The sequence below is a fragment of the Streptomyces sp. NBC_01750 genome, assembly GCF_035918095.1.
Classification (GTDB): domain Bacteria; phylum Actinomycetota; class Actinomycetes; order Streptomycetales; family Streptomycetaceae; genus Streptomyces.
Genome location: NZ_CP109137.1, coordinates 863,537 through 883,725, shown reverse-complemented (window position 1 = coordinate 883,725; position 20,189 = coordinate 863,537). Strand labels below are relative to the sequence as shown.

12 protein-coding genes are annotated in these 20,189 nt (G+C 69.9%); all 12 read right to left on the bottom strand.

The annotated features are described in order from the left end of the window. Window positions 1–3: 3 nt before the first annotated feature. Window positions 4–2,163, bottom strand: coding sequence for a hypothetical protein (locus tag OG966_RS03885; protein ID WP_326647932.1), 2,160 nt, complete (start codon window positions 2,161–2,163; stop codon window positions 4–6). After that, entirely contained in the window at window positions 2,160–5,969 is a 3,810-nt protein-coding gene (locus OG966_RS03880) for a putative baseplate assembly protein (protein WP_326647931.1), read from the bottom strand. The genes OG966_RS03885 and OG966_RS03880 overlap by 4 nt, the downstream gene beginning before the upstream one ends. Then, complete coding sequence (locus OG966_RS03875) at window positions 5,966–9,178, bottom strand: putative baseplate assembly protein (protein WP_326647930.1); 3,213 nt, start codon at window positions 9,176–9,178, stop codon at window positions 5,966–5,968. Before OG966_RS03875 ends, OG966_RS03880 begins: the two co-directional genes overlap by 4 nt. Next, entirely contained in the window at window positions 9,175–9,543 is a 369-nt protein-coding gene (locus OG966_RS03870) for a GPW/gp25 family protein (protein WP_266487781.1), read from the bottom strand. The genes OG966_RS03875 and OG966_RS03870 overlap by 4 nt, the downstream gene beginning before the upstream one ends. Next, entirely contained in the window at window positions 9,540–9,911 is a 372-nt protein-coding gene (locus OG966_RS03865; RefSeq protein ID WP_326647929.1) for a hypothetical protein, read from the bottom strand. The genes OG966_RS03870 and OG966_RS03865 overlap by 4 nt, the downstream gene beginning before the upstream one ends. After that, complete coding sequence (locus OG966_RS03860; protein ID WP_326647928.1) at window positions 9,908–10,435, bottom strand: phage baseplate assembly protein V; 528 nt, start codon at window positions 10,433–10,435, stop codon at window positions 9,908–9,910. Before OG966_RS03860 ends, OG966_RS03865 begins: the two co-directional genes overlap by 4 nt. Before the next feature lie 40 nt (window positions 10,436–10,475). Further along, on the bottom strand, window positions 10,476–11,615 hold the full coding sequence (locus tag OG966_RS03855) for a hypothetical protein (RefSeq protein ID WP_326647927.1): 1,140 nt from the start codon (window positions 11,613–11,615) through the stop codon (window positions 10,476–10,478). Beyond that, a complete protein-coding gene (locus tag OG966_RS03850; protein ID WP_326655076.1) occupies window positions 11,608–11,955 on the bottom strand; it encodes a hypothetical protein in 348 nt (115 codons plus the stop codon). Before OG966_RS03850 ends, OG966_RS03855 begins: the two co-directional genes overlap by 8 nt. 6 nt (window positions 11,956–11,961) lie before the next feature. After that, window positions 11,962–12,627 carry a hypothetical protein gene (locus OG966_RS03845; RefSeq protein ID WP_326647926.1) on the bottom strand — a complete coding sequence of 222 codons (666 nt, stop codon included), beginning with the start codon at window positions 12,625–12,627 and terminating at the stop codon, window positions 11,962–11,964. A 70-nt stretch (window positions 12,628–12,697) separates the two neighbouring features. After that, the gene (locus OG966_RS03840; RefSeq protein WP_326647925.1) at window positions 12,698–13,405 is read right to left on the bottom strand and encodes a hypothetical protein; all 708 of its coding nucleotides are present in this window, start codon (window positions 13,403–13,405) and stop codon (window positions 12,698–12,700) included. A 40-nt stretch (window positions 13,406–13,445) separates the two neighbouring features. Then, window positions 13,446–19,901 (bottom strand): eCIS core domain-containing protein, encoded by a 6,456-nt coding sequence (locus OG966_RS03835; protein ID WP_326647924.1) that lies wholly within the window; start codon window positions 19,899–19,901, stop codon window positions 13,446–13,448. Then, window positions 19,898–20,149 (bottom strand): hypothetical protein, encoded by a 252-nt coding sequence (locus OG966_RS03830; protein ID WP_326647923.1) that lies wholly within the window; start codon window positions 20,147–20,149, stop codon window positions 19,898–19,900. Before OG966_RS03830 ends, OG966_RS03835 begins: the two co-directional genes overlap by 4 nt. Window positions 20,150–20,189 lie beyond the last annotated feature (40 nt).

The window sequence follows — 20,189 nt, the reverse complement described above, 5'->3', positions numbered from 1 at the left end:
GTGTCAGGTGACGGGGATGATCCCGGCGTCGGTACCGGCCGGGGTGTACTCGGCGAGCCGGGCGCGCAGGCTGTCCTCGCGCTGCGGCTGGTAGAGGTCGTGGAAGGCGCCCATCTCGGAGCCGTCCTCGGCGCCGCGCCTGATCTCGTCCGCGCAGCCTGCGGCCAACTGCCCGTACGCGGGCGTGCCGTACCGCTCGCTGGTGAACAACGGCCGGACCAGTTGGGCGTTCTCCGTGCCCGCCAGATCCGGCTGGCAGCGGTGGCGGCGGGGAGTGCGCGAGCCGACAGGCACGTAACTGAACCGCACACAGCCGATCCCCCGCCGCGCCACCTGCATACGCCCGGTGAAGATGCTGTTCTCGGCGATTTCCACCGCATGGGTGTGGACTTCGCCGATGACGGTGGTGCGGTGCGCGTGCAGCACGGCATGCGCGAGCCGGCAGTCCGGCGCGGACAGCGCCGCCCGGCCGTGGCCGGTGGCGTCCAGGATGCTGTCACGGATGTGGATGGGCAGCGGGTCGCGGCCGACCTCGTCGCCGATCACCTCGATCGTGCCGAGGACGCTGCGGTCGATGGACACGCACGCGGTGGTCCGGTCCAGGACCAGGCTCGGCTCCTCCGGCGAGTGCGGATCGCACTCCGGCTCCAGTGACCAGCCGGGCACCAGCGTGCAGTGCCGCAGCACGACCGCCCCGACGGGGCCGGTGACATTGAGCCCGCGCCCGGTGATCAGCAGACCGTCCAGCACGATCCGCGGAGCGTCGCCCTCACCGTCCTCCTGCGCACGGATGTTGAGCGCGTCGGGACGGTTGCTGTACCAGTCGAGCAGCCGGATCACCGGCCGGGTGCCCTCGGCCGCGCGCACCTCCAGACGGTCGCCGGGATCCAGGTCGAAGTCCAACTGCTCCTGGTAGGCGCCGCTGTGCGTGATCTCGATGATGCCGTCGGGTCCGCAGCGTCCCGCCCGCCGGTCGTTCTGCCAGTCGCCGTACGCGTCCATGATCCGCTGGTAGCTCTGGCCGGGACCGACCCGGTAGACCTTCGCCGCGGTCGGTGTCTCACGGTCGCGCGGGTACTCGCCGCCGCCGGTGTCGTCGCCGAACGCGTAGTGGTAGGTGACCCAGACGCCCTGCCGAGGCGCGGACCGCGCACCGAACGCGATACGGCCCAGCGCCGGGTCGACGGCCACCTGCCCGCGCTTGGGGCGGTAGCGCCAGTCCGTCAGATCCGCCACCACGAGGTCCGACAGGGGAACCGGCTCGTCCTGCCCGTCGCGCCAGATCGTGAAGCTCCTGCCGGGCCCGTAGTAGTCCGCGAGCCGGTCGGCGAGCTGACGGCGCCGGATGTACGCGGGCACGTTGTCGATGGTCGCGATATGCGTCGCGGACGGCTCCGGCACCGGCTTGGTCACCAGCGGCGAGTCGTTGCCCAGAATCGAGAAGGTGTAGAGATGACGGGCCCTGTCGATGCAGTACGCGGGCGCCTCGCTCACGTGATAGGGCTTCAGCCGCCATACGAACAGCCCCAGCCCGGCCGGGGAGTATCCCCCCTGCGTACGCGCCGAACCGGCTCGCCGCACATTCACCGACTGCGCGACCGCACCGAACGGACCGCCTGCCAGATCCAGCGCCGCTCCTTCCCGTACGTCGACGAGCCGGCCGCGCCGGAGCCGGCGTGCGTTGACGGCCTCCGTCCCTGATCCGTACAGCTTGACCGGCTGCTGGTGCGAGACGAGGCGGGAGAACTCCACGGCGCGCGAAGGCCATCCGGCGACCTCTTCGGCCAGCTCCTCCAGCAGCGCGAGAGTGCCTTTGCGCCGCCGGTTGGCGACGGTCGCGGCGACGTCGCGCCGCGGCGCGAGAGCCTCGGTGAGACGGCTCCGCGAATCGTCCCCGTCCCCGCCCTGAAGCCCCTTCGCCTGCACGCGTTCGTAGCCGGGCAGCGGTTGGTAGCCGACGAGATCGCCGAGATACGGCAGCACCCAGGGCGCGGCGGTCTCCACGAACCAGTCCTCGTAGCTCTGCTCGACGCCGTCCCGTACCCGGTCCACCTGCTCGGCGATCACCGCGAGCAGCGCGCGCAGTGGCTCACCGCCCTCGGCGTCCCGCAGACGGTGCCACTGCGGGAGCAGCTCCGCCAGCCCGTCCGGTTCCCTGCTCATGCGGTGACCTCCGTCAGAATCAGCGTGTCCGGGACCTGCGGTGACAGCAGGGCGAGCTGGGCCGGCCGGATGCCCCGGAAGACGCACACCGCCCGTCCCTTCCCGAGCCGCCGGGTATCGGTGATGTCCGGGTTCAGACGCAGCAGTTCGGCGAGCGAAATGCCGTACCGGGCGGCGACCTGGGTGAGCGTCTCGCCGGCCTCCGCGGTGACCCGGTGCACGTCCTCGTCGTACTCGGCGAGCCGCGCCCCGACCGCGGTCCGCGGCTCGGCGAGCGCTCCCGCGAGCCCGGTCAGCCCGTCAGCAGTGACGGACGCCGGCACCCCGGTGAAGACGTCCACGTCCACGTAGTCCACACCGGGCACCGAGTGGGCCGTCGCCAGGACGTCGGACAGCCGTGCGGGACTGCCCAACTCGCGCCGTCCGCTGCCGAATTCACGCAGCAGTGCGTGCCGCAGCCTCGGCTCGACCACCGTCCAGGTGTGGTCACGGGCGACCTTCACCTTCGCGGCGAGCAGCAGCAGCACCAGCTCACGTACATCGACCCGGACCGGGAGCCGTGAGTCGCCGTACTCGGCGAGCGAGGAGCGCAGCGCACGCAGCACCTCGGAGTCTTCGGCGATCGCGATGTCGTCCACGCCGGCGACGGTCACATGCAGCACGCGTCGCCTTCCGTCGAATATCTCCCGCGCCACGGCCCGGCCGATACCCGCCCGCGAACGGGCGAAGTCCTCGTAGTCCGCGACGGACACGAGCCGGTCGAGGGCGGCGACCGCGAGCGGGATCGTGCGCCGGGTCAGCCCGGGCCCGTCGGCGTCCGCACCGCCGGTGGCGGGCTGCGGATTGGTGACCGCGGTGACGCCCAGCGGCCGGGTGATCGCCTGAACGATGCGGTCCGCCCGGACGTTGGCGGCCTTTCCGGTGCCGAAGCGGTACCGGGCCCGTACGTTCTCGTGCCCGGTGGGCAGCCGCGCGCCGTGCACCCCGTCGCCGAAGGTCACCGTCGTACGCCCGTCCCCGGCCGTCCCCGAGACATACACGCGCTCGCGCGGACCACGCCCCGCCAGACTGTCCACCTCGTGCCACAGCAGCCCGTCGACGCGCACCTCAAGGGTGGGCGTCGCGCCGAGCGAAGCGAGATGGGGGTACCCCCGGCCGGAGGCCCGGGGAGGGTTGTCGGCGGGCAGCCATGTCAGCGGCGACTGCCAGAGCGTGAAGGTCTGGTTGGTCCGGTCGGCGTCGCCGCTGCCGATCGCCTCGTCCCGGCTCTCGCCGTGCGTCGCGTGCACCACATTGCCCTGGATGCGGACCGTGTCACGACGGTAGCGGTGGGCCAGGTCCGTGGTGAGCGTCAGCTTCGTATGGACATGGTCGCCCGGCAGCCGCGGGTCGAGCTGCTGCTCCACCGAAGCGATCACCGCCAGTTCGGTGCCACGCACGCCGGCCGTGTGGGGGATGTCGGTGCGTTCGCCGGACACCACCAGGTGGCGGCCGGGGCGCAACCCGTCGTACAGCTCCGCCAGTTCGAGCTCATTGCCGTGCACGTCCTCACCCAGCGGCTCGTCGGCCGGACGCAGCGCCACACCGCCCGCGTGCACGGTGGTGTCACGGATCGCCGAGAGCAGGACGTCGTGCTCGTCCAGCCACGGATCGGCGAGCGTGAGCTCGGTGCCGCGGCCCGTGATGCCGTAGTTGGTGTACGCGGCGGTGCGCACCGAGGTGACCCGGGTGGTCACGAATGCCAGCTTCTTGTCACCCGGGATCCCGTCAGGACCCTCCGCGCCCTTACGGGGGCGCTCGATCGCGACCCAGCTGCCTACGGTGATTCCGTCCTGCACGGAGTCGAGCGCCAGGACACGACGGTTCGCCTCCTCCGGCACGGTCGCAATGCCGACCTCGACATTCGCCGGCTCGGTGCCGACCGTGTACCGCACGCTCACCTCCAGCCCGCCGTGGGTGATCTGCCGGTGATCGCCGGGAGCCAGCCGCCAGTTGAGCGGCTCGCCGTTCTGCACGGCGACATGGACCCGCCCGTCCTCGGCGGGCCGGGACACGAACAGCGTCCGCTCGGGCAGCCCGGACTGCAGCTGGGCGGTGACCCCGGGCTCCTGGGAGTCGGCCGGGCGCCGGGACAGCCAGCCCAGGTCCTGGTCCTGGGCGGAGCGGGTCCTCAGAGAAATCCGGCCCGGCCCCAGGCCGAAGCTCGTCTCGGCGGGCAGATTCTCCGACCGCTGCACCGAGGAGCCGGTCTCCGTGTGCTGGAACTCGGCGCGCACCGGCACCCGGCCCGCCGTGTCGTACACGACCCGCATGGTGGTGAGTGCGGAGCCGGTGAGCGGCCAGTCCACCTGCCGGATGACCCGGCCACGGTCGTCCTGTACGGGCTTGAGCGGCGCCGTCGCCCCGAAGGGGGCCGCGGTCACTCGCATCGACAGCAGTTCGCGCAGGAGGGCGGGCACAGCCGGAACGGCCTGACGCCACGCCGCGTACATCCCGTCGGCGACCCTCGGATCCAGCGCGGAGAGCAGCTGGGCGCCGAGGTCGGAGCCGGGCGCGAAGTACCGCCCAGGATCGTGCGACAGGGCGCGGGCGCCGGACGGTGGCCGTACGACCCGGCTGCGCAGGGCCGGCAGGACGGCGCCGAGTGCCCGCATGGCCGGCGAGTCCACCCCATCCCCGGCCGCGGCCGCACGGGCCGAAGGTACGGGCTGGGTGGGCTCCAGTTCCCCCGCCCGCTCCATCAGTTCGCCGACCACGGCCTCCAGCTGCTCGAACCAGGCGGCGACTTCCTCGTACGGAGCGGCGACGGCCTGTGCCTCCGCGAGCCGGTCATGCGGATCGGCAAGCCGCCGGGCGAACTGCGCCGGGGTCCTGATCATGTCCAGATCGGCGCGCAGCGGCGCCAGCACCTGGGCGTCGAACTCCTCGATGATCATGCTGACGGGACGCGGGTTTGGATTTTCGGGGGTTGCCTCGCCCTCCTCGGCCTCCCGTTCGTCCTCGGTGATCCACTCGCGGAGCTCCGCGACCAGCTCGGTCAGCGACGGCGGCGCTGACTGCGGCAGCCCGATGGCCGTCACCTCGTCGTCCCGGTCGATCCGGACACGCGCCACCGGCAGCAACAGCCGCTGCCCGTCCGCTTCTTGGTCCCCGCCGAAGACGAACAGCAGTCTGTCCCCGGCCTGGAGCGAGGTGTCGGTGCCGGAGACGAAGATCTCGGACCGTTTGCGCAGATCGTCCGGAGTGAGCCGGGCAGGCCGGCGCCGGCGCACCGCCAACTCGTTCCAGGTCCAGCGGGCGATCAGGTCCTCACTGGTCTCGAAGGCCTGCGACTCCTCGCCGGACGTGGTGGGCACGCTGTTGCTGCGCGCACCGCGCGGGATCAGTACCGGCACGTCCTCGGCCCGCGGCTCCCGGTCCAGCGTGTACGCGAGATGCGTGTCGGCGGCGATACCGGGCCGTGGCCGGTGTCCCACCAGCCGCCCGAGCAGCGCCAGCGAGCGGTGCTCGTCGGCGGTGCGCAGATAGCCCTCGTCGGCGATGCGCTCGGAGTGGAAGGTGAGCAGGTCGCCGACGACCGCCCACGAGTCGAGCAGTCCGATCGCCGGATCGTCCGGCGTGCGGACGGTCAGCCCGCGCAGTGCCGGATGGGCGGGGGAGGCGAGCCGGTCGAGCATGGCCGCCAGGAACGAGCCGTACTCGCCCACCCGGTAGTCCAGGGCCGTGCGGCCCGGCGGGTTGTACAGGGCCTCGGGTGCGTGGCGTTCGTCGTGTCCACCACAGCCGCAGCCGCAGGAGCCGCTCATCGCGCACCTCCGCCGAGCTCGATCGACAGCCGGCCGTTCTCGGGCCGGTCCGGGTCGTTGTCGCAACGCGCGATCTCCAGCGGGCTGAGCCGCAGCACGCCTGCCTCCAGTGCGGTGTCGTCCATGTCGTTGACGGGGTCCTCGTGGAAAAGCCGGCTCAGCCGGGTCACTCGTACGCTCTCCACGCCCTGCACGGCCGCTGCCGCGGCCACCAGACGGCTGAGCCGCACCGGTTCGCCGAAGGACAGCGCGTCGGGGTGGAAGAAGCCGATCCGTCCGCCGGACAGCCGACGGCTGCCCAGCAGCCGGTAGAGCTCGGCGAGGATCTGCCCGTGCTGGTGCCCGGGCGCCGCGCACACCGCGAGAGCGATGTCCAGCGGCACCGACCTGGCCGGCCCCACGACGAGGTCGTGACCGATCCGGCGGTAGCGCTCCAGGGCGTACGACACCGAGTCGAGCAGTTCCTGCGATGGGTCCCCGGCCCCCAGCGCGTCGACAGCGATATGGGCCTCCTGCGCACTGCCGGTCCAGCGGATCTCCGCGGCCGCCCGCTGCACCCCCGGGAGCTTCGACGCCAGCGCGGCGTAGTCCTCGGCAGTGACGGCGCGCAGCCGCGAGCGCCTGAGGTCGAGCGGGGCCAACTGGCGCACCTGTTCCAAGGGTTCGGGCTCGGTGCCACCGACGGCCGGCAGCGGGTTGCGCACCCCCGCCACCGGCATCGGGTCCCCGGCGTCCGACTCGTCCCGATCGCGGCACAGCACCAGATGGTTGATGGCCTCGGCGCCGACGTTGCCCGCCGTGCCGCCGCCGAGCCGGTAGTGCAGTTCCAGCCGGGCGCCCGGCCGCGGACGGGCTCCGTGCCGTCCGTCGCCGAACCGCAGCGCGATCCGTCCGTCGTCCTCCAGCTCACCGACGAAGTGCCGCTCCCGCGGCCCGCTGCTCAGCAGATCCCGCTTCGGCGTCCACGGTTCCGTGTCCTGCGCGCCGTCCCTGACGGTCACCGCGGGCAGCGCGGCCCGCGGATCCTGTACGAGGGCGGCCGCCGGACCTCGCAGCACCGGCTCGTCCGGGTCGAGCCCGGCCGCGTACGGCGGACCCCAACTGTGCGCGATCTCCCAGGCGATACCGGCGTCGAGCACCGCGCCCGCCCGCCCCCGGGCGATCAGCACATCGATACGGCGCAGTTTCGCGGCCAGCAGCCGCTCACTGCGGTGCAGCAACTCGCGCAGTGCGCGCACCGGATGGCGGCGCAGCTCCAGACGCTCCAGCACCCGCAGCCCGAACAGCACGGTCAGCTCGGCGATCTCGGGCTCCGTGAGCCCGTCGCAGTCCCGAGCGCTGCGCCACAGCTCGACGAGGCGCTGCCGGACGCGGCCCGGGACGGCGGCGAGCCGGTCGGCCTGCCCGGCCGACACATGGAGAGCCTGAGGGAACGGCACGGCCTGGACGACGGGGGAGCGGGGCAGCACCGGCCGGAAACGCGGCGGGATTCCCGGGTAGACGACCTGCGCCAGCAGCGTCGCCAGCGCCTCGGCCTGCGCATAGGCGGTGCCCGGCACGACCTTCTCCCGCCGCCGGCCCGCGAGTTCCAGACCGAGACCGGCACGCCCGGTCGCGTCCTCGCCGATCACGGTGAACAGCTCCCGTATCTGATCGGCGGTCAGCAGCCGACCCGAACGCGTCTGATCGAGACGGGAGTTGATGAGATCAGCCGCCTCATTGCCCTCATTGCGGTCCCAGCAGCCGAAACCGGACGGCTCGCAGGTTCCGAGGACGGCGGGCGCGGGTGGCACAGTGACCGTCTCGGGCGTACCGCCGCAGAAGGTCAGCGACCGGCCGTGGTCGACGAGCGCGACATTGCCGCGCGCCACGCTCACATCCTCCACGGGCTCGCAGTCCCGGCCGCCGCGCGTCGACAGACAGACCGGGAAGGCGAGTGCGTCCTCCCGTGCCCAGGTGACCTCCAGGACCGGCTGGTCCGCCAGCCGGTCCACGACCGGAGTGACGGATGTGAGACGTACGGCCTGGCGGTGGGACGGGTCGGCGTCGCCCGGCGTACCGGAACGCGCTCCCCGCACCTCCTCGATCAGCAGCAGATCGCCGGGCGACAGATCCAGCGTTCTGATCGTGCACTCCTCGTCGGTCCACTCGTCCCGCAGCGTCGCGGAGGTCGCTCCCACGGCCAGTGAGCACACCTCATCGGCCCAGGTCCAGAAGCGGATGGTGTTGTGCTCGGGACGCAGCACCAGCGGATCGTTGCTGGCGACCGGCTCGAACACCTCCACCGATCCGCGCTCGTCCAGCACAGCCAGCTCCCGGTCGTCGATGACGGTGCCGAGCTCGGGCCGGTCGCGCGGACCGAGGCTGCGGATGTCGACGGCCGCGAAGCGGTACGTCCCGGGCTGCAGTGTCAGCGCCCGTAAGGTCTCGACCGCGACGAAAGCGCGAGCGTTGACGCCGTCGTGCATGGGGTAGTCGATGAGCCGCACATGACGGCGTACGGACACCCGGCGGCGGGCCGTGTCCAGGTACGCCTCCGTCGCGACCGCGTCCTGCTGGTAGCTGATCCGGTCGGCGGTGTGGGCGAGAAGTTCGACCAGTGTGGTCCCGAGGTCGGCGGCGTTGCGCTCGGCCCAGTCAGGTGTGGTCAGTGCCAGCCGGTCCAGGATCAGGCGGCGGATCGTGTCGTAGTCGCGCGCCGTGTAGTCGATCACAGGCGCGGCTCTGAAGACGGGCGGGCAGTCCGGCTGCTCGTCCTTGCAGTCGAAGGGGGTGGGGCAATCCGGACGGAAGTCGAACTCGGCGGAGAAGTACCGCTGGTCGAAGCCGGGGAACGGCTCGGTGCCGGGCCTTCCGTACGGATCCGTGTCGACGACCGAGAGCCGGTAGCGGGTGGGGGCACCCCCAGCGGTAGCCGGGGGAGTGTCCCCGGTGCGGTCGAGCGTGACGAACAGCCGGTCGTCGAGCTCCGGGTCCTCCTCGCGCTCGACGGACACCTCGACGGCCTCGATGCCGGTGATCCGGCGCCCGCCGTCGATGCGTATGTTCTCCGGGCAGAGCCCGTGGGGCGCCTTGCCGAGGAAGGTGACCGTGAGCGTCAGCCCGTCGTCACCGACCTCGACGGCGTCCACACCGCCGAGCTGTGCGGCCCGTACCCTGGCGCGCCTGCCGTCCGTACGGCAGATCAACTCCTCGCTCGTACCGCTCATGCCGGGCCGCTCCCCTCGAACACGTCGTCGCGCCGGCTCGCGGTGGAGCGCACCACGTAGCGCAGATACACCCGGACCACGTTCTCCTCGCTCACCACGTCAAGGGCCTCCACCTCGATCAGCTCGCCCAGCCAGCGCTGCAGGGAGGCCTGCACCGACAGCTCAAGCGCGGAGGCCAGTTCGGGACTGTTGGGCGTGAAGACCAGATCGAGCAGCCCGCAGCCGAAGTCGGGACGCATCACGCGCTCGCCGGGGCTGGTGAACAGCAACTGCTCGATCAGATCGCGCACATGCTCGTCATACGCGGCATGCGCGGTGCGTCCCCGCCGGTCCGTGCGGAAGGGGAAGGCGATATCGCTCCTCATCGCGACGACACCCCCCGCGCCGACGCGGCGACGACCGGCGGTCCCTGCGGCACCAGCGCGGCGCTGAAGCAGAGCGCGGAGGTGCTTTCCAGCAGTACGGGCCTGCCGTCGATGAGCACACCACCGCGGTCGGGCGTCCAGCGGACCGTGGCACACGGATGCGGTACGCCGCCGACGGTGTGGCGGCAGCCGCTCACCGCGAAGACTTCGGCCGCGGTGGGCACGGGCCTGCCGTCGATCCGCACCGCGGACGACGCGGCGGAGGCGGGCACGACGCGGCCGCCGTGCGGGCAGCTGATGACGCTGCCGCCGTTCACGAGATTCCCCGACAACACGTAACTCCCCGTTCCATCGGTCCTGGTACTCATCGCTTCCTCGGCACGATCAGCCGGCCCTCGTTGATGTTGACCTCGTCGCCGACCAGCACGATCGACGCCCCCTTGCCGGTGCCGATGGTCACGCCCTTCTCGTCGATCTGGACGTAGGCCCCGCCCTTGGCCTCAAGGAGAATCCCCGTACCGCCGGGCACGTCCGACATCACCAGCTTGTGATCACCGGGCGTCTGGATGACCACCGGCTGCGAGCCGGGCAGCTCGGCGCTCGCCCGGGGCGGCAGCTCGGAGGCGTCCCCGTACCAACTCCCCGTCCAGATGGGGAAGCTGGGATCCCCCTGCTCGAACTCCATCCACACGCCGGCGCCGATCCCGGGCACGACGTACTGACCCGCCTGCCGTCCGGTGAAGGGCAGACACGGCAGCGCCCAGGTGGACGCCTCGTCACCGAGCACATCGGGCACCTGGGCCGTGATCCGCCCGAGCTTGAGCGGGTCCTTGTTGTCGATCACCCGTCCCCGGAACTTGCCGAGAAACCGGTTGTTCGGTCCTGCAGCCATGCGAAGTTCTCCTGGTCCTCACGTCTCTGCGGACGCGTCTCTACGGGCGCACTGTCCTGCTGCGGGCGATCAGGCCCTCGCGGGAGAGCGTGAAGTTCTGCTGGTACGAGCCTGGCCTGAGGTTGTGCGTGACGCTCTTGACGTAGTAGTCGCCGTCGTAGGTCACGCCCGAGCCGCGAACCCCCACCAACTCCCGTGGCCGCAGGACGTATCCGTGCCGATTGACATCGAGCGAGCCGGACCCGGAAATCGCGTCCGCGGAGGTCGCGGCCCTGGCGAGGGTCTCGGCCTCGGCCTGCCCGAGCTCCTTCTTGGCCGTACCGGAAAGGGTCTTGCGTTTGAGAGCGGGGGAGGCCCGGAGGCCCAGCGGCGGCCGCAGCGGGCTGATGTCGGGCTGCGCCAGCAGGCGTACGTCGCGGGTGCGCGGGTCCTGGACGCGCGCCTGGGGCTCTTCCCTGGCCGACCCGTCGTACGCGAACGTCAGCTGGTCGACCGTGGAGTTGTTGTCCATGTTGACGTTCAGCGCGTGCTGGCGCTGACCGAGTCGCTGCTCGGGACCCCAGAAGGCGACGGACCGGCCGATGCCCGGTCCCGGCTCCAGATAGAAGGTGTAGCCGTTGGCGCGGGCCAGCTCGTTCAGGTACTGCAGATCGGTGCCGGTCTGGTAGTCGACACGCAGCTGCTCGCGGGGCGGCTGATGGATCTGCTCACGGATGATCCAGGGATCGATTCCGTAGTCCGCGTATCTCCGCAGAATCCGCTCGACCCGCTGGGCGGGGCCGAGATTGGGATACCGGTCCGTCCGCTCCTCCAGATCCATCAGCAGGGTCAGATCCTCACCGGTGACGGTGAGCGTGGTCTGCCCCGGCTGATTGCTGGCGCCCACTTCCTGCCGCACGATGAGCCCGTCGAGGATCACCGTCGGCGTTCCCTTGACGGAGGTCGTGACGATCACCCTGGTCTTCGGATCGAAGAAGCCCTCGGGCAGCAGCCGCTGGGAGATCAGCCCCCGCTTGGTCAGATCGAAGGCAAGCTGGAACCCGCTCCGTTCCCCCGAGGTCATGGTGATCTGCGCGGACAGCAGCGCCTCGGCCACCTCGGCCGGCACCGGACGGGTGAGCTTGGGGCCCATGCGCAGGGTGAGATGGACGGGCCCGCTCCCGATGGGCTCATCAGCCATGGAACCCACCCGGCAGAGGTATGTCGATCGTCCGCCCCGGCTCGGCGGTCAGTTCCTGCGGGTCGAGTACGGGATTGGCGTCCGCGATCTGCCACCACTGGCCGGGGTCGCCGAAGTAGCGCTGACCGAGATGGTCGGGGCGCTCGCCGCTGCTGACGGTGTGCGGGGCGGTCTCGTCGGCGGTTTCGCTCAGCGGCGGCAGCAAGCGCCGCTTGGTGTACCGGATTTCGGTGCCGTCCGCTGTGCGATGCACCCCGATCTCGGCGTCGTGATAACGACTCGTCCGCGGGTACGGGTGGGCCCCCGGTATGGCGTCAAGTGCGCTCTCGTACGGCTCCATCACGTCCTACAACCCCCGTCCCAGACCGAGCTCGGCCAGCCGGCCACTTCTTGCGGCCCGAGCCAGCCGCTCCTTCTGCGCCAGATGCGCGAGATACAGATCGGCCCCGCGGTGCCCGGCCGGCAGATCGCTCACGCTGAGGACCTTCATACCGATGCCGAGGCTGGCCCTGATGGGGTTGAGATTGACGTCGAACGCCGATTCGTTGATGGACAGTTCGGTGAGCCGCACGGGCATGACGCGCTTGCTGCCCCAGGTGAAGAGGGTCAGCGGCATCTCGATCGGACTGATCTCGATGGTGCCCTTCCTGGTCTGGCGGGAGGCCTCGCGAAGCTGTGCGCTGGTGGGGTGCACCAGCATCTCGAGCGTGGCGAGCTCGGGGTGGATCCCGTCGGGCGCGGCGACCTCGAACTGATCGGTGGCGTCGATCTCGGCGGTGAACTTCCAGCTCTCCTCGGCGGGCCCCTTGAGCCGGAGGGCTTCGTTGCGATCCCCTCCGCTGCCGCCCCCGCCGGCATCACCGGAGCCGCCGGCGGCCTGGGGGGCGAGGGAGCGTTCGAGGGTGTCGGGGTTGAACTGGAGGACGATGATGCGCTGGGGGGTGCCGCGTTCGGGGTCGACGACGACGATGCCGGAGCGGATGGGCTTGGGTATGTCTGCGTAGCGGGTCATTTCGCCTCACTTTGGATGGGGGCTGAATTTCGGTGCCCGGCGTTTCATGCGCTTCTATCTGCGGAGACCCTCACAGCCGTTCCTCCAGCCTTGCCGCCAGCGACGTGTAGTCGTACTGCGGAAAAATTCCGGGAAAAACGTCCAGCATGTGTTTGAGGTAGCGGGCTTTGCTGTGGAATTCGCCCCCGCGCAGTGAGACGTCAGTGTATAGATACTGCCAGCCGTAAGTTCCTTTGGTGAGGAGCAATGCCTCGAGATACTCGCAGTATGTGATGTTCATTCTGATGAAGTTGGCCGGGTAGGGTTCACTGCCGATGTCGGCTATATCCTGGTACCAGATTTCCAAGGATGTGACATGCGGCTGCATTCGCATGTATGTCACCATTCCTGCGCCGGAGCGAGGTGTGTGATCGAATATGCGCAACTGCGAGAGGAACTCCTGCTGAAAATTTGTGGCCTCCTCCCCTCCGGAGGGTCCTTCGGACTGGTCGAACACGTCGTAGAAATGAAGGATCCTGAATTCTCCATAGATTTCCGGAAGGTTCCCGGACGTCGCCCATCGGGCTCCTAGATCCGAGAAACGAAGAGAGCAGTTCAGCAGACTCTCGTCGAATTCCACGTCCTCCCAGTCGGGATTGTGCTCGTACAGTGGCAGCAGGTCTTCGACGGGCTCCGCCAACTCATCGGTGGTTCCGCATTCCGCTTCAAGGAAAGGGCTCGTACGGATTTGTTCCAATGACGCTGCGTGTCGTTGCTCGTTCGGAGTGAGATTCTGCATGACGCTGGCTCTCTGTAAGTGATCAGGCGGGTGGGTGCCACTAGAAAGTGAACAATCCGGCAACGTAGCGCGCTTCGACCTGGTTCATGGCCTTGTCGAGGTTGTACAGGCTCTTCCCTGCCCTCGATTTGAAGCCTGCAAGTTTGGTGCGCATGTCGAGGATGTCGTTGAACGCCTGTCCGCCGGGACCGGCCTTTGCTCGCTCTTCCATGACTGCGTCCATGAAGACTGCGCTCTGCCTGAGAGCGGCCTTGACGGACTCCCTGCTGTCCTTGTTGATGTTGACCGTGGCGGGCGTGGTGCCAGGGACCGGCGGGGGTGCAAAGTCGATCGCGGCTGTCATTCGGGCGGGCAACTGCCTCCAGTCCGTGTGGTTGAGTCCGGACCCGCGGCCATTCCTCGCGTACAGGCCCCACTGGGCTTCCAGTCGTTTCGGGAAGCCTTCCGGGTACTTCCCCGTCGGGTACTTCCTGGCTGTGCCTGAGTAGCGTGTCAGGGATGCCTTGTACCAACCCGGCGACGGCGGATTGGTACTGGACTTGCTGCCGAATGTCTGACCCGCGTACTTCTCGATGCTGTTGTAGAACGCTTTGTTGTCCTCGTTTCTGGCCGGCACGAAGTTGGTTGTTTTCGCCGCTCCGCCCACTTCGCGGGGTATGAGGTGCATACGGTCCCACTGCGGTGGGGGATTCTTGTTGAACTTGTGCAACTCCAGGTAGTCGAAGCCCTCCGTGCTCTGCCCGCTCGGCTCCCGTCCGTGCTCGTCCGCGTACACAGGGTTGATATACTTTGCGTTGGTCTCCGACCCCGGCCGGACCCCCGGCGGGGTCCCATTCCGAGGTAGAGGCAGTACCACGGGACGCGGCAGCTGCTGACGCTTCAAGTAGTCGCGCAGGTTCTCTGATATTCCGGCGATGACTGTGCGTCCAGGATTGAGAGTCGCGCGCACCCTGAACTCCGGGCTGTCTTCCTTTGTCAGACTGGTCAGCCGGTACCAGGTGCGCAGGGCAGCGAGAAGCACTCGGTGCGCCAGCTGTGGGATGCCTGGCTCCAGTCGGCTTTTGAGGATGCGATGAAGTCGAGGGAGAATTTTGTCCAGCCGGTCGTGCTTGGCCTGTTGGGACTTCTCCTTCTTCTTGCGACTGTCGCGCCGCTGGTTTCTCCTGTCCGTCCGGTTCCTCTTGTCGTCGCGCATGCGGTCGCGCTTCTTATTGAAGAAGTCTCGCACCTTCTTGGCGCTGTTCTTGAGCGCCTTGCCGAGCTTGGACTTCCGAAGTTTCTTGCCGAGCGCCTTGCCGGCATTGCGTACCTTCTTCAGTGCTGACTTGACTTTTCCCTTGATCTTCTGGAGGGCCTTGCCCAGTGGCGACTTCGGCTCGCGTGGCTTTGTGCGCTTTGGGGCCTCGGTCTCTTTCTTCTTCTTCGGCGTGTCGGGCGCCTTGTCCTTCGTCAGGTCCGGCTTCCGGTCTGGTGTGCGGTCGTCGGCGGTGGAGTCGGGTCCGCGTTCCTGCTGAGCCTTCGTCGACTCCTTGTCCTTGTGCAGCCTGTCCTCGGACTCCTCCCGGCGCCGCTCCCGCACCTTGTCCGGTGCCTTACTCGTCGGCCTGTCGTGGTTCGCGGCCTGTGGGCCGCGGCCCGGACCCCGGTCCGTCGACGCGGACCGGTTCTTCGGGACCCGCGGCCCCTTCGGCTTCGACGGTCCCGCCGGCTTCCTCAAGGACTCCACCGCGTTGCGCACCGCGCCCCGCGCCTTGTTCACCGCGTCGCCCGCCGCCTGCTTCGCGCCCTTGCCCGTCTTCTTCAGGCCCTTCATGATCTTCTCGGCCATGACCTTGAGGCGCTTGCCGACGCCCTTCGTTGCCGAAGACAGGCGGATCATCAGGAAGTTGGCGATGAAGTCCAGCAGCGCCACGATCCCCGCCGCGACCGCCTCCGCGAACAGGCAGGCCGCCGGTCCCGCCTTGACCGCCTTCAAGTAGGCCCAGAACTTGCTGAAGGCCGAGAGGATCGAGCTGATGCTCTGCCAGGCCGCCATCAGACCCTGGACGATGGTCAGAATCGCGCCCGCCGCGGGGACGATCATCGAGACGACCTTCTCGATCACGATCGACGCGATCATCATCGGCAGCGACGCGATGATCGCGTCCCACGCCATCTTGCCGATCTGCTTGATCGAGACGCAGCCCTTCACCAGGACGTTGATCACGGCCTTGCCCAGGCCGAGGATGCCTTCGACCTTGGTGTCGAACCACCGCTTCACACCCGTCTTGATGGCGCCCCAGAGGTGATCGGTGATGCCGGCCTTCGCCGAGCTGCCCGCCTTGCTGATCCAGCCGCCCGGGTCCGGGGCGATGTCCGCCACCAGCGCAGCGAACTTGCCCAGCGCCTCGATCGCCGCCTGGGCGAACTTGATCGCGCCGAGGATCACCGCCTGGTAGATCTTGATGACGGCCTTGATGCCCGCCTCAAGGACATCAAGCAACGCGTTCAGGCCTGCCGCCAGGGCGTCGAGCAGGGCGTTGACCGCCTTCTTCAGGCCGTCCGCCAGCGCGTTGACCGCCGCGATCGCCTTGTCGCGCAATCCCTCGATCGCCTTGCGGAACTTGTCCCGCAGCTCCGGGAAGGCCGCGAGCAGCACATCCCCGATCGCGATCAGTGCGTCCGCCAGTACGTTGATCGCCTTGATGGCGAGGTCACGTACGAAGTCGATGGCCTTGTTGGCCCACTCCTTGAACGTGTCGATGATGCCGTTCACGGCCTTGCGTGCCGCGTCGAAGACCTTGGTGACCGCGTCGAGGATCGCGTTGAAGGCGCTCTTCACCTTGTCGGCGACCCAGCCGAAGAAGCCCCCGGAGGGCTTTTCCTCCTCCTTTTTCTTCTCGGCCTCCTTCTCCGCGTTCTCGCGCTCGGTGTCGATCTGCGCGTTGTCCTTGTCCTTCCGGTCGCTGACCTCCTTGTCCTTGTCGTCGCGGGCCTTGACGATTTCCTTGTTCTTGTCGGCGTGTTCCTTCTCGGACTTCTTGTCCGCGTCCTCGATCTTCTGGTCCTGCTCATCGCGCCAGCTCTCGCGTTCGCGCTGAGCATCCTCGGCCGCACGGCCGCGCTCGGCTGTCTGCTTCTCCGCGTTCTGGGTGACCTCGCGGTCGATCTCGGTCTGCTTTTCCTGCTTGGCCTGCTGCTCGCCCTGCTGCTGTTCCTTCTCCTCGGCGACCAGGTCGCCCTGGGCCTGGCCTGCAGCCCCCTGGATCTCCGAGCCGCGTTCCTGCTTGGCGACCGCGCCGACGCCGGGCCCGGGCGCGGCCGAGGCGGTCAGTTCGCCGCCCTTCCCGCCGGCGCGACCCGTGGCCTTGCCGACCAACTGCTCCTGGGGCGCGTCGGGGAAGATCTGGTCCTCGCCCATCGGCTTGGCCGCGTCCTCACGACCTGTGCTCTGGATGTCGGACTGCTTCTCCTTGAGCGCCTTGGCCTGGTCGTCCGTGCGCTTCGGGTCGCTCTCGCCCTCGAGCCTGATCTTGGGGGCGGGCCCTACGGTCTTGTTCCGCAGTTCCGGGTCGACGGTCGGCACCGCGTCGGCCGCGGCGTCGACGTTCTTCGCCTCTTCGGCCGTCAGCTTGTCCGCCACCGGGGCCGGCGGCGGGGGAGTGTTGTCGGTGGGCTTCGCGCCCTCCGCCTTCTCGCTGCCCTTGGCCTTCTGCTTCTCGACCCGGTCCTCGGGCCCGAGCTTCTCGACCTTGCCGGTCACCCGGGCGGCCGGAGCGGCTGCCTCGGGCGGGGCCGACCGGGTGCGTGGAGCACCCGAAGGGCGCTCCCGCTTGGGCGGGTTGGCGTCGAGACGCTGCTGCTCCTCGCCGATCTTCTTGTCCGCGGCGGCGTCCACACCGGGCATGGCGGCCGCGGCCTGGTCCGGCGCCAGCTTGCTGACCGTACCGATCGCGGCCTTCGGGTCCTGGCCCGAGACGTCCGGCGGCTCCTCCTGCTTCTCCTCGGGAGCGGCCCCGCCGCCGCCACCGCAACTGCCGCCGCCCTCCTCCTTCTCCGCCGCGGGCTCCGGAGGTGCGCAACCGCCGCCGTCCTTCTCCAGTGACGCCTCCGGCTGCGCCTTTGTGCCCTCCGGCGCGGGAGCACCGAACTTCCCCGGGCTTTCCGCCTGTTCGGCCGCCGGACCGACCGCGGCCTGCGCCGCCGAGGGCGCCCCGCCGGGGCCGGTCGCGGGACTCGGCCCCGCCGTACTGCTGCTGCCGACCACACCACTCGGCGCCGCTCCCGGACCGCTCTCCTTCGGCACCGCGCTCTTGGGCGCCGATGCCTCGTGGTCGCCCTTCGCGGAGTCCGCGACCCGCCGGGCGGCGGGGGAGGGCCTGCGGTCCTCGAGCGAGGTCCGTTCCGTGTGCGCACCCGCCGGCGGGGTCGCGGCCGCCGCCGTACCTGCGGCGGCGCCCATGTCCGGCGCACCCGCCGGGGAACCGGCAGCCCCCGGCCGGGGCCTGGCGTCCTGTTCCGCCTGCTCCTTGCGTTCCTCCTGCTGGTCCTCGGCGCTCTTGGCGTCCGGCTGCTGCTCGCCGTCGCCTGAGCCGGAGTCCCTCTCAGCCGTGTCCTGTTGCTGTTCCGGGTCCTGCTTCTCCGCCTCGGGTTCCGGTTCCTGCCTGCCCTCGGTCTCCGGATCGGGTCCGACCTCCTGGTCCACCGGCTTCTCCGGCTGGAGGTCCTTCTCGCTGCGGTCCCCGGCCTCGGCGGCCGGTCCGCCCTCGGGCTGCGGCGCCTCGCCCTCGACCGGCCCCATCTCGGCACCCGGCGGTTTGGCCTCCGCCTCCGGGGCGTCCTCGTCCTCTTCCTCCTCGGCGTCGTTCTCCCGCTGCTCCTGGACCTGTTCGGCCTTGGTCGGCGGGGGAGTGGGGAAGGTCGGCACCGTGGCCGTGGGGTTGTCGGCCGTGGGAACCGACGAGACGTCGAGATCGGTGTCCGGCAGATAGTCCTCGGGCTTGAGCTCGGGCTCGGCCGCGCCGCCGCCCTTGGCCCGGTCGCCCTCATCGCTGCCGATCTCCCGGTCCGCGCCCGCCTCGAGCCCGAGCGGCTTCTCCTCCTCGCGCGGCTCCCCCTCGTCCTCGTCCTTCTCGTGAAGACCGTGCTCGGACAGTGCGCTGTCCCGCTGCTCGGCCCGCTCGTCCACCTTCTCCGGGCGTACGGGACCGGGCTGCCCCTTCGCCTTCGGGTCGAGGTTCTCCTGCCTGGAGCCGTCCGCGGGCTTCTTCGCGTCGTCCTTGCGCTTGCGCTTGTCGGCGCCGGGGGCGTTCGCCTGCTCGGGATCCTGCTCTTCCCGGTCACGCTGCTCCTTGCGCTCCTCCTTGGCCTGCTCGGTGCCATCCGCCTGGCCCTGCGCCCGCTCGTCGGCGGCCTCGTCGACCCGCAGCCGGTCCTGGCCCTGCTTCTGCTCTTCCTGCTGCTGCTCCTGCGCGGCCTGCTGCCGGGACTGGGCGCGCTCGTCCTCCTGCTCGGTGCGCCGGGCAGCCTCCTCCTTCTCAGCCGCCGCGTCCGACTGCGCCCGGCTCCGGTCGCCGCCGCGCTTCTCGTCCCGCGCCTTGGCGTCCTTCTGCTCCTCGCCGGCGTCCTCGGCCTGCCGGTCCTTCGACTCCTGCTCGCCCTCTTCCTTGCGTTTCCACTGGGCGCGCTCGACGCCGAGCAGCTCGAAGAGGTCCGTCTCAGGCTCGGGCACCTGGGCCGGCTGGAGGTCCACCGGCTTGGCTTCGGACTCCTCGGCGAGGTCCAGCAGCCGGTCGTACTCGCTGGAGAGCAGCCGTACTTCCAGCCGGTCCAGCACAGAGTCCTGCAACCGCGGTGACATCCGGGCAAGTTGCAGGCGTACGCGTCCCGAGAGATCCGCCGGGTCGCCCCGCAGCGAGCGGAGCACGCCGTTCGCCAGCCGGTCCACCACCGTCGCCGGGTCCAGCTGCTCCCTGCGCGACCGGTCGGCGTCGACCGTGGCGTACCGCAGCCAGCCGGGCGTGGACTGATCCGGCTCCACCTCGGGGGCGCCCTGCTCCTCGTCCCGCACGAGTGCCTGCGCCGCCGACTCCGCCTCGCGTTCCATCGCCTGCTGCGGCAGGCTCACCGCGCCCAGATCACGGCCCGCGCGCAGCGCGCCCAGCCCCTCCGGGTTCTGGACCGTGTGCAGCAGCTCATGGGCGAGCAGCCGCTGCCCGTCCGCCGTGCCCGGGCGGTACGTTCCCTCGCGGAAGAAGATGTCCTGGCCGACAGCGACCGCGTCCGCGCCCAGCAGCTCGGTGAGCGTGCCCGCGTCCCGGTCGGTGTGCAGACGCACCCGGCTGAAGTCGTGACCGAGCTGCTCCTCCAGCTCCCGCCGTACGCTCAGGTCGAGCGGCTGTCCGGCGCCGCTGACGATGTTCTTCGGCTCCGGCGTACGGGACTTGGCCCGCTCCTTGCGCTTGCGTCGCCGTTCGGCCTGGGCCGCCTGCGCGTCCTGGGCATGGGACGTACTCATCGCGACTCACCCCGCCCCGAAAGACCCGCGTGCACCGCACGCGCCAGCGCCTCGCCGAGCCGCCCCGGCGAAGTGGTGGCCGGCAGCGGCGGCAGCCCGGACAGCGCGTCCAGCGCCCGGCCGCCGTCAGCGGCCAGCGGCACACCCCGCTCCCGTACGAGCCGGGCCAGCTCAGCCTCGAAGGCCGCGGACACCCGGTCCGGGTCGAGCCGCTCGAACCCGTCGAGCACCAGCTCGCCGATGTCCACGCGTATCGTGCGCTCCGTATGGCGCGGTGCCTCCCGCGGA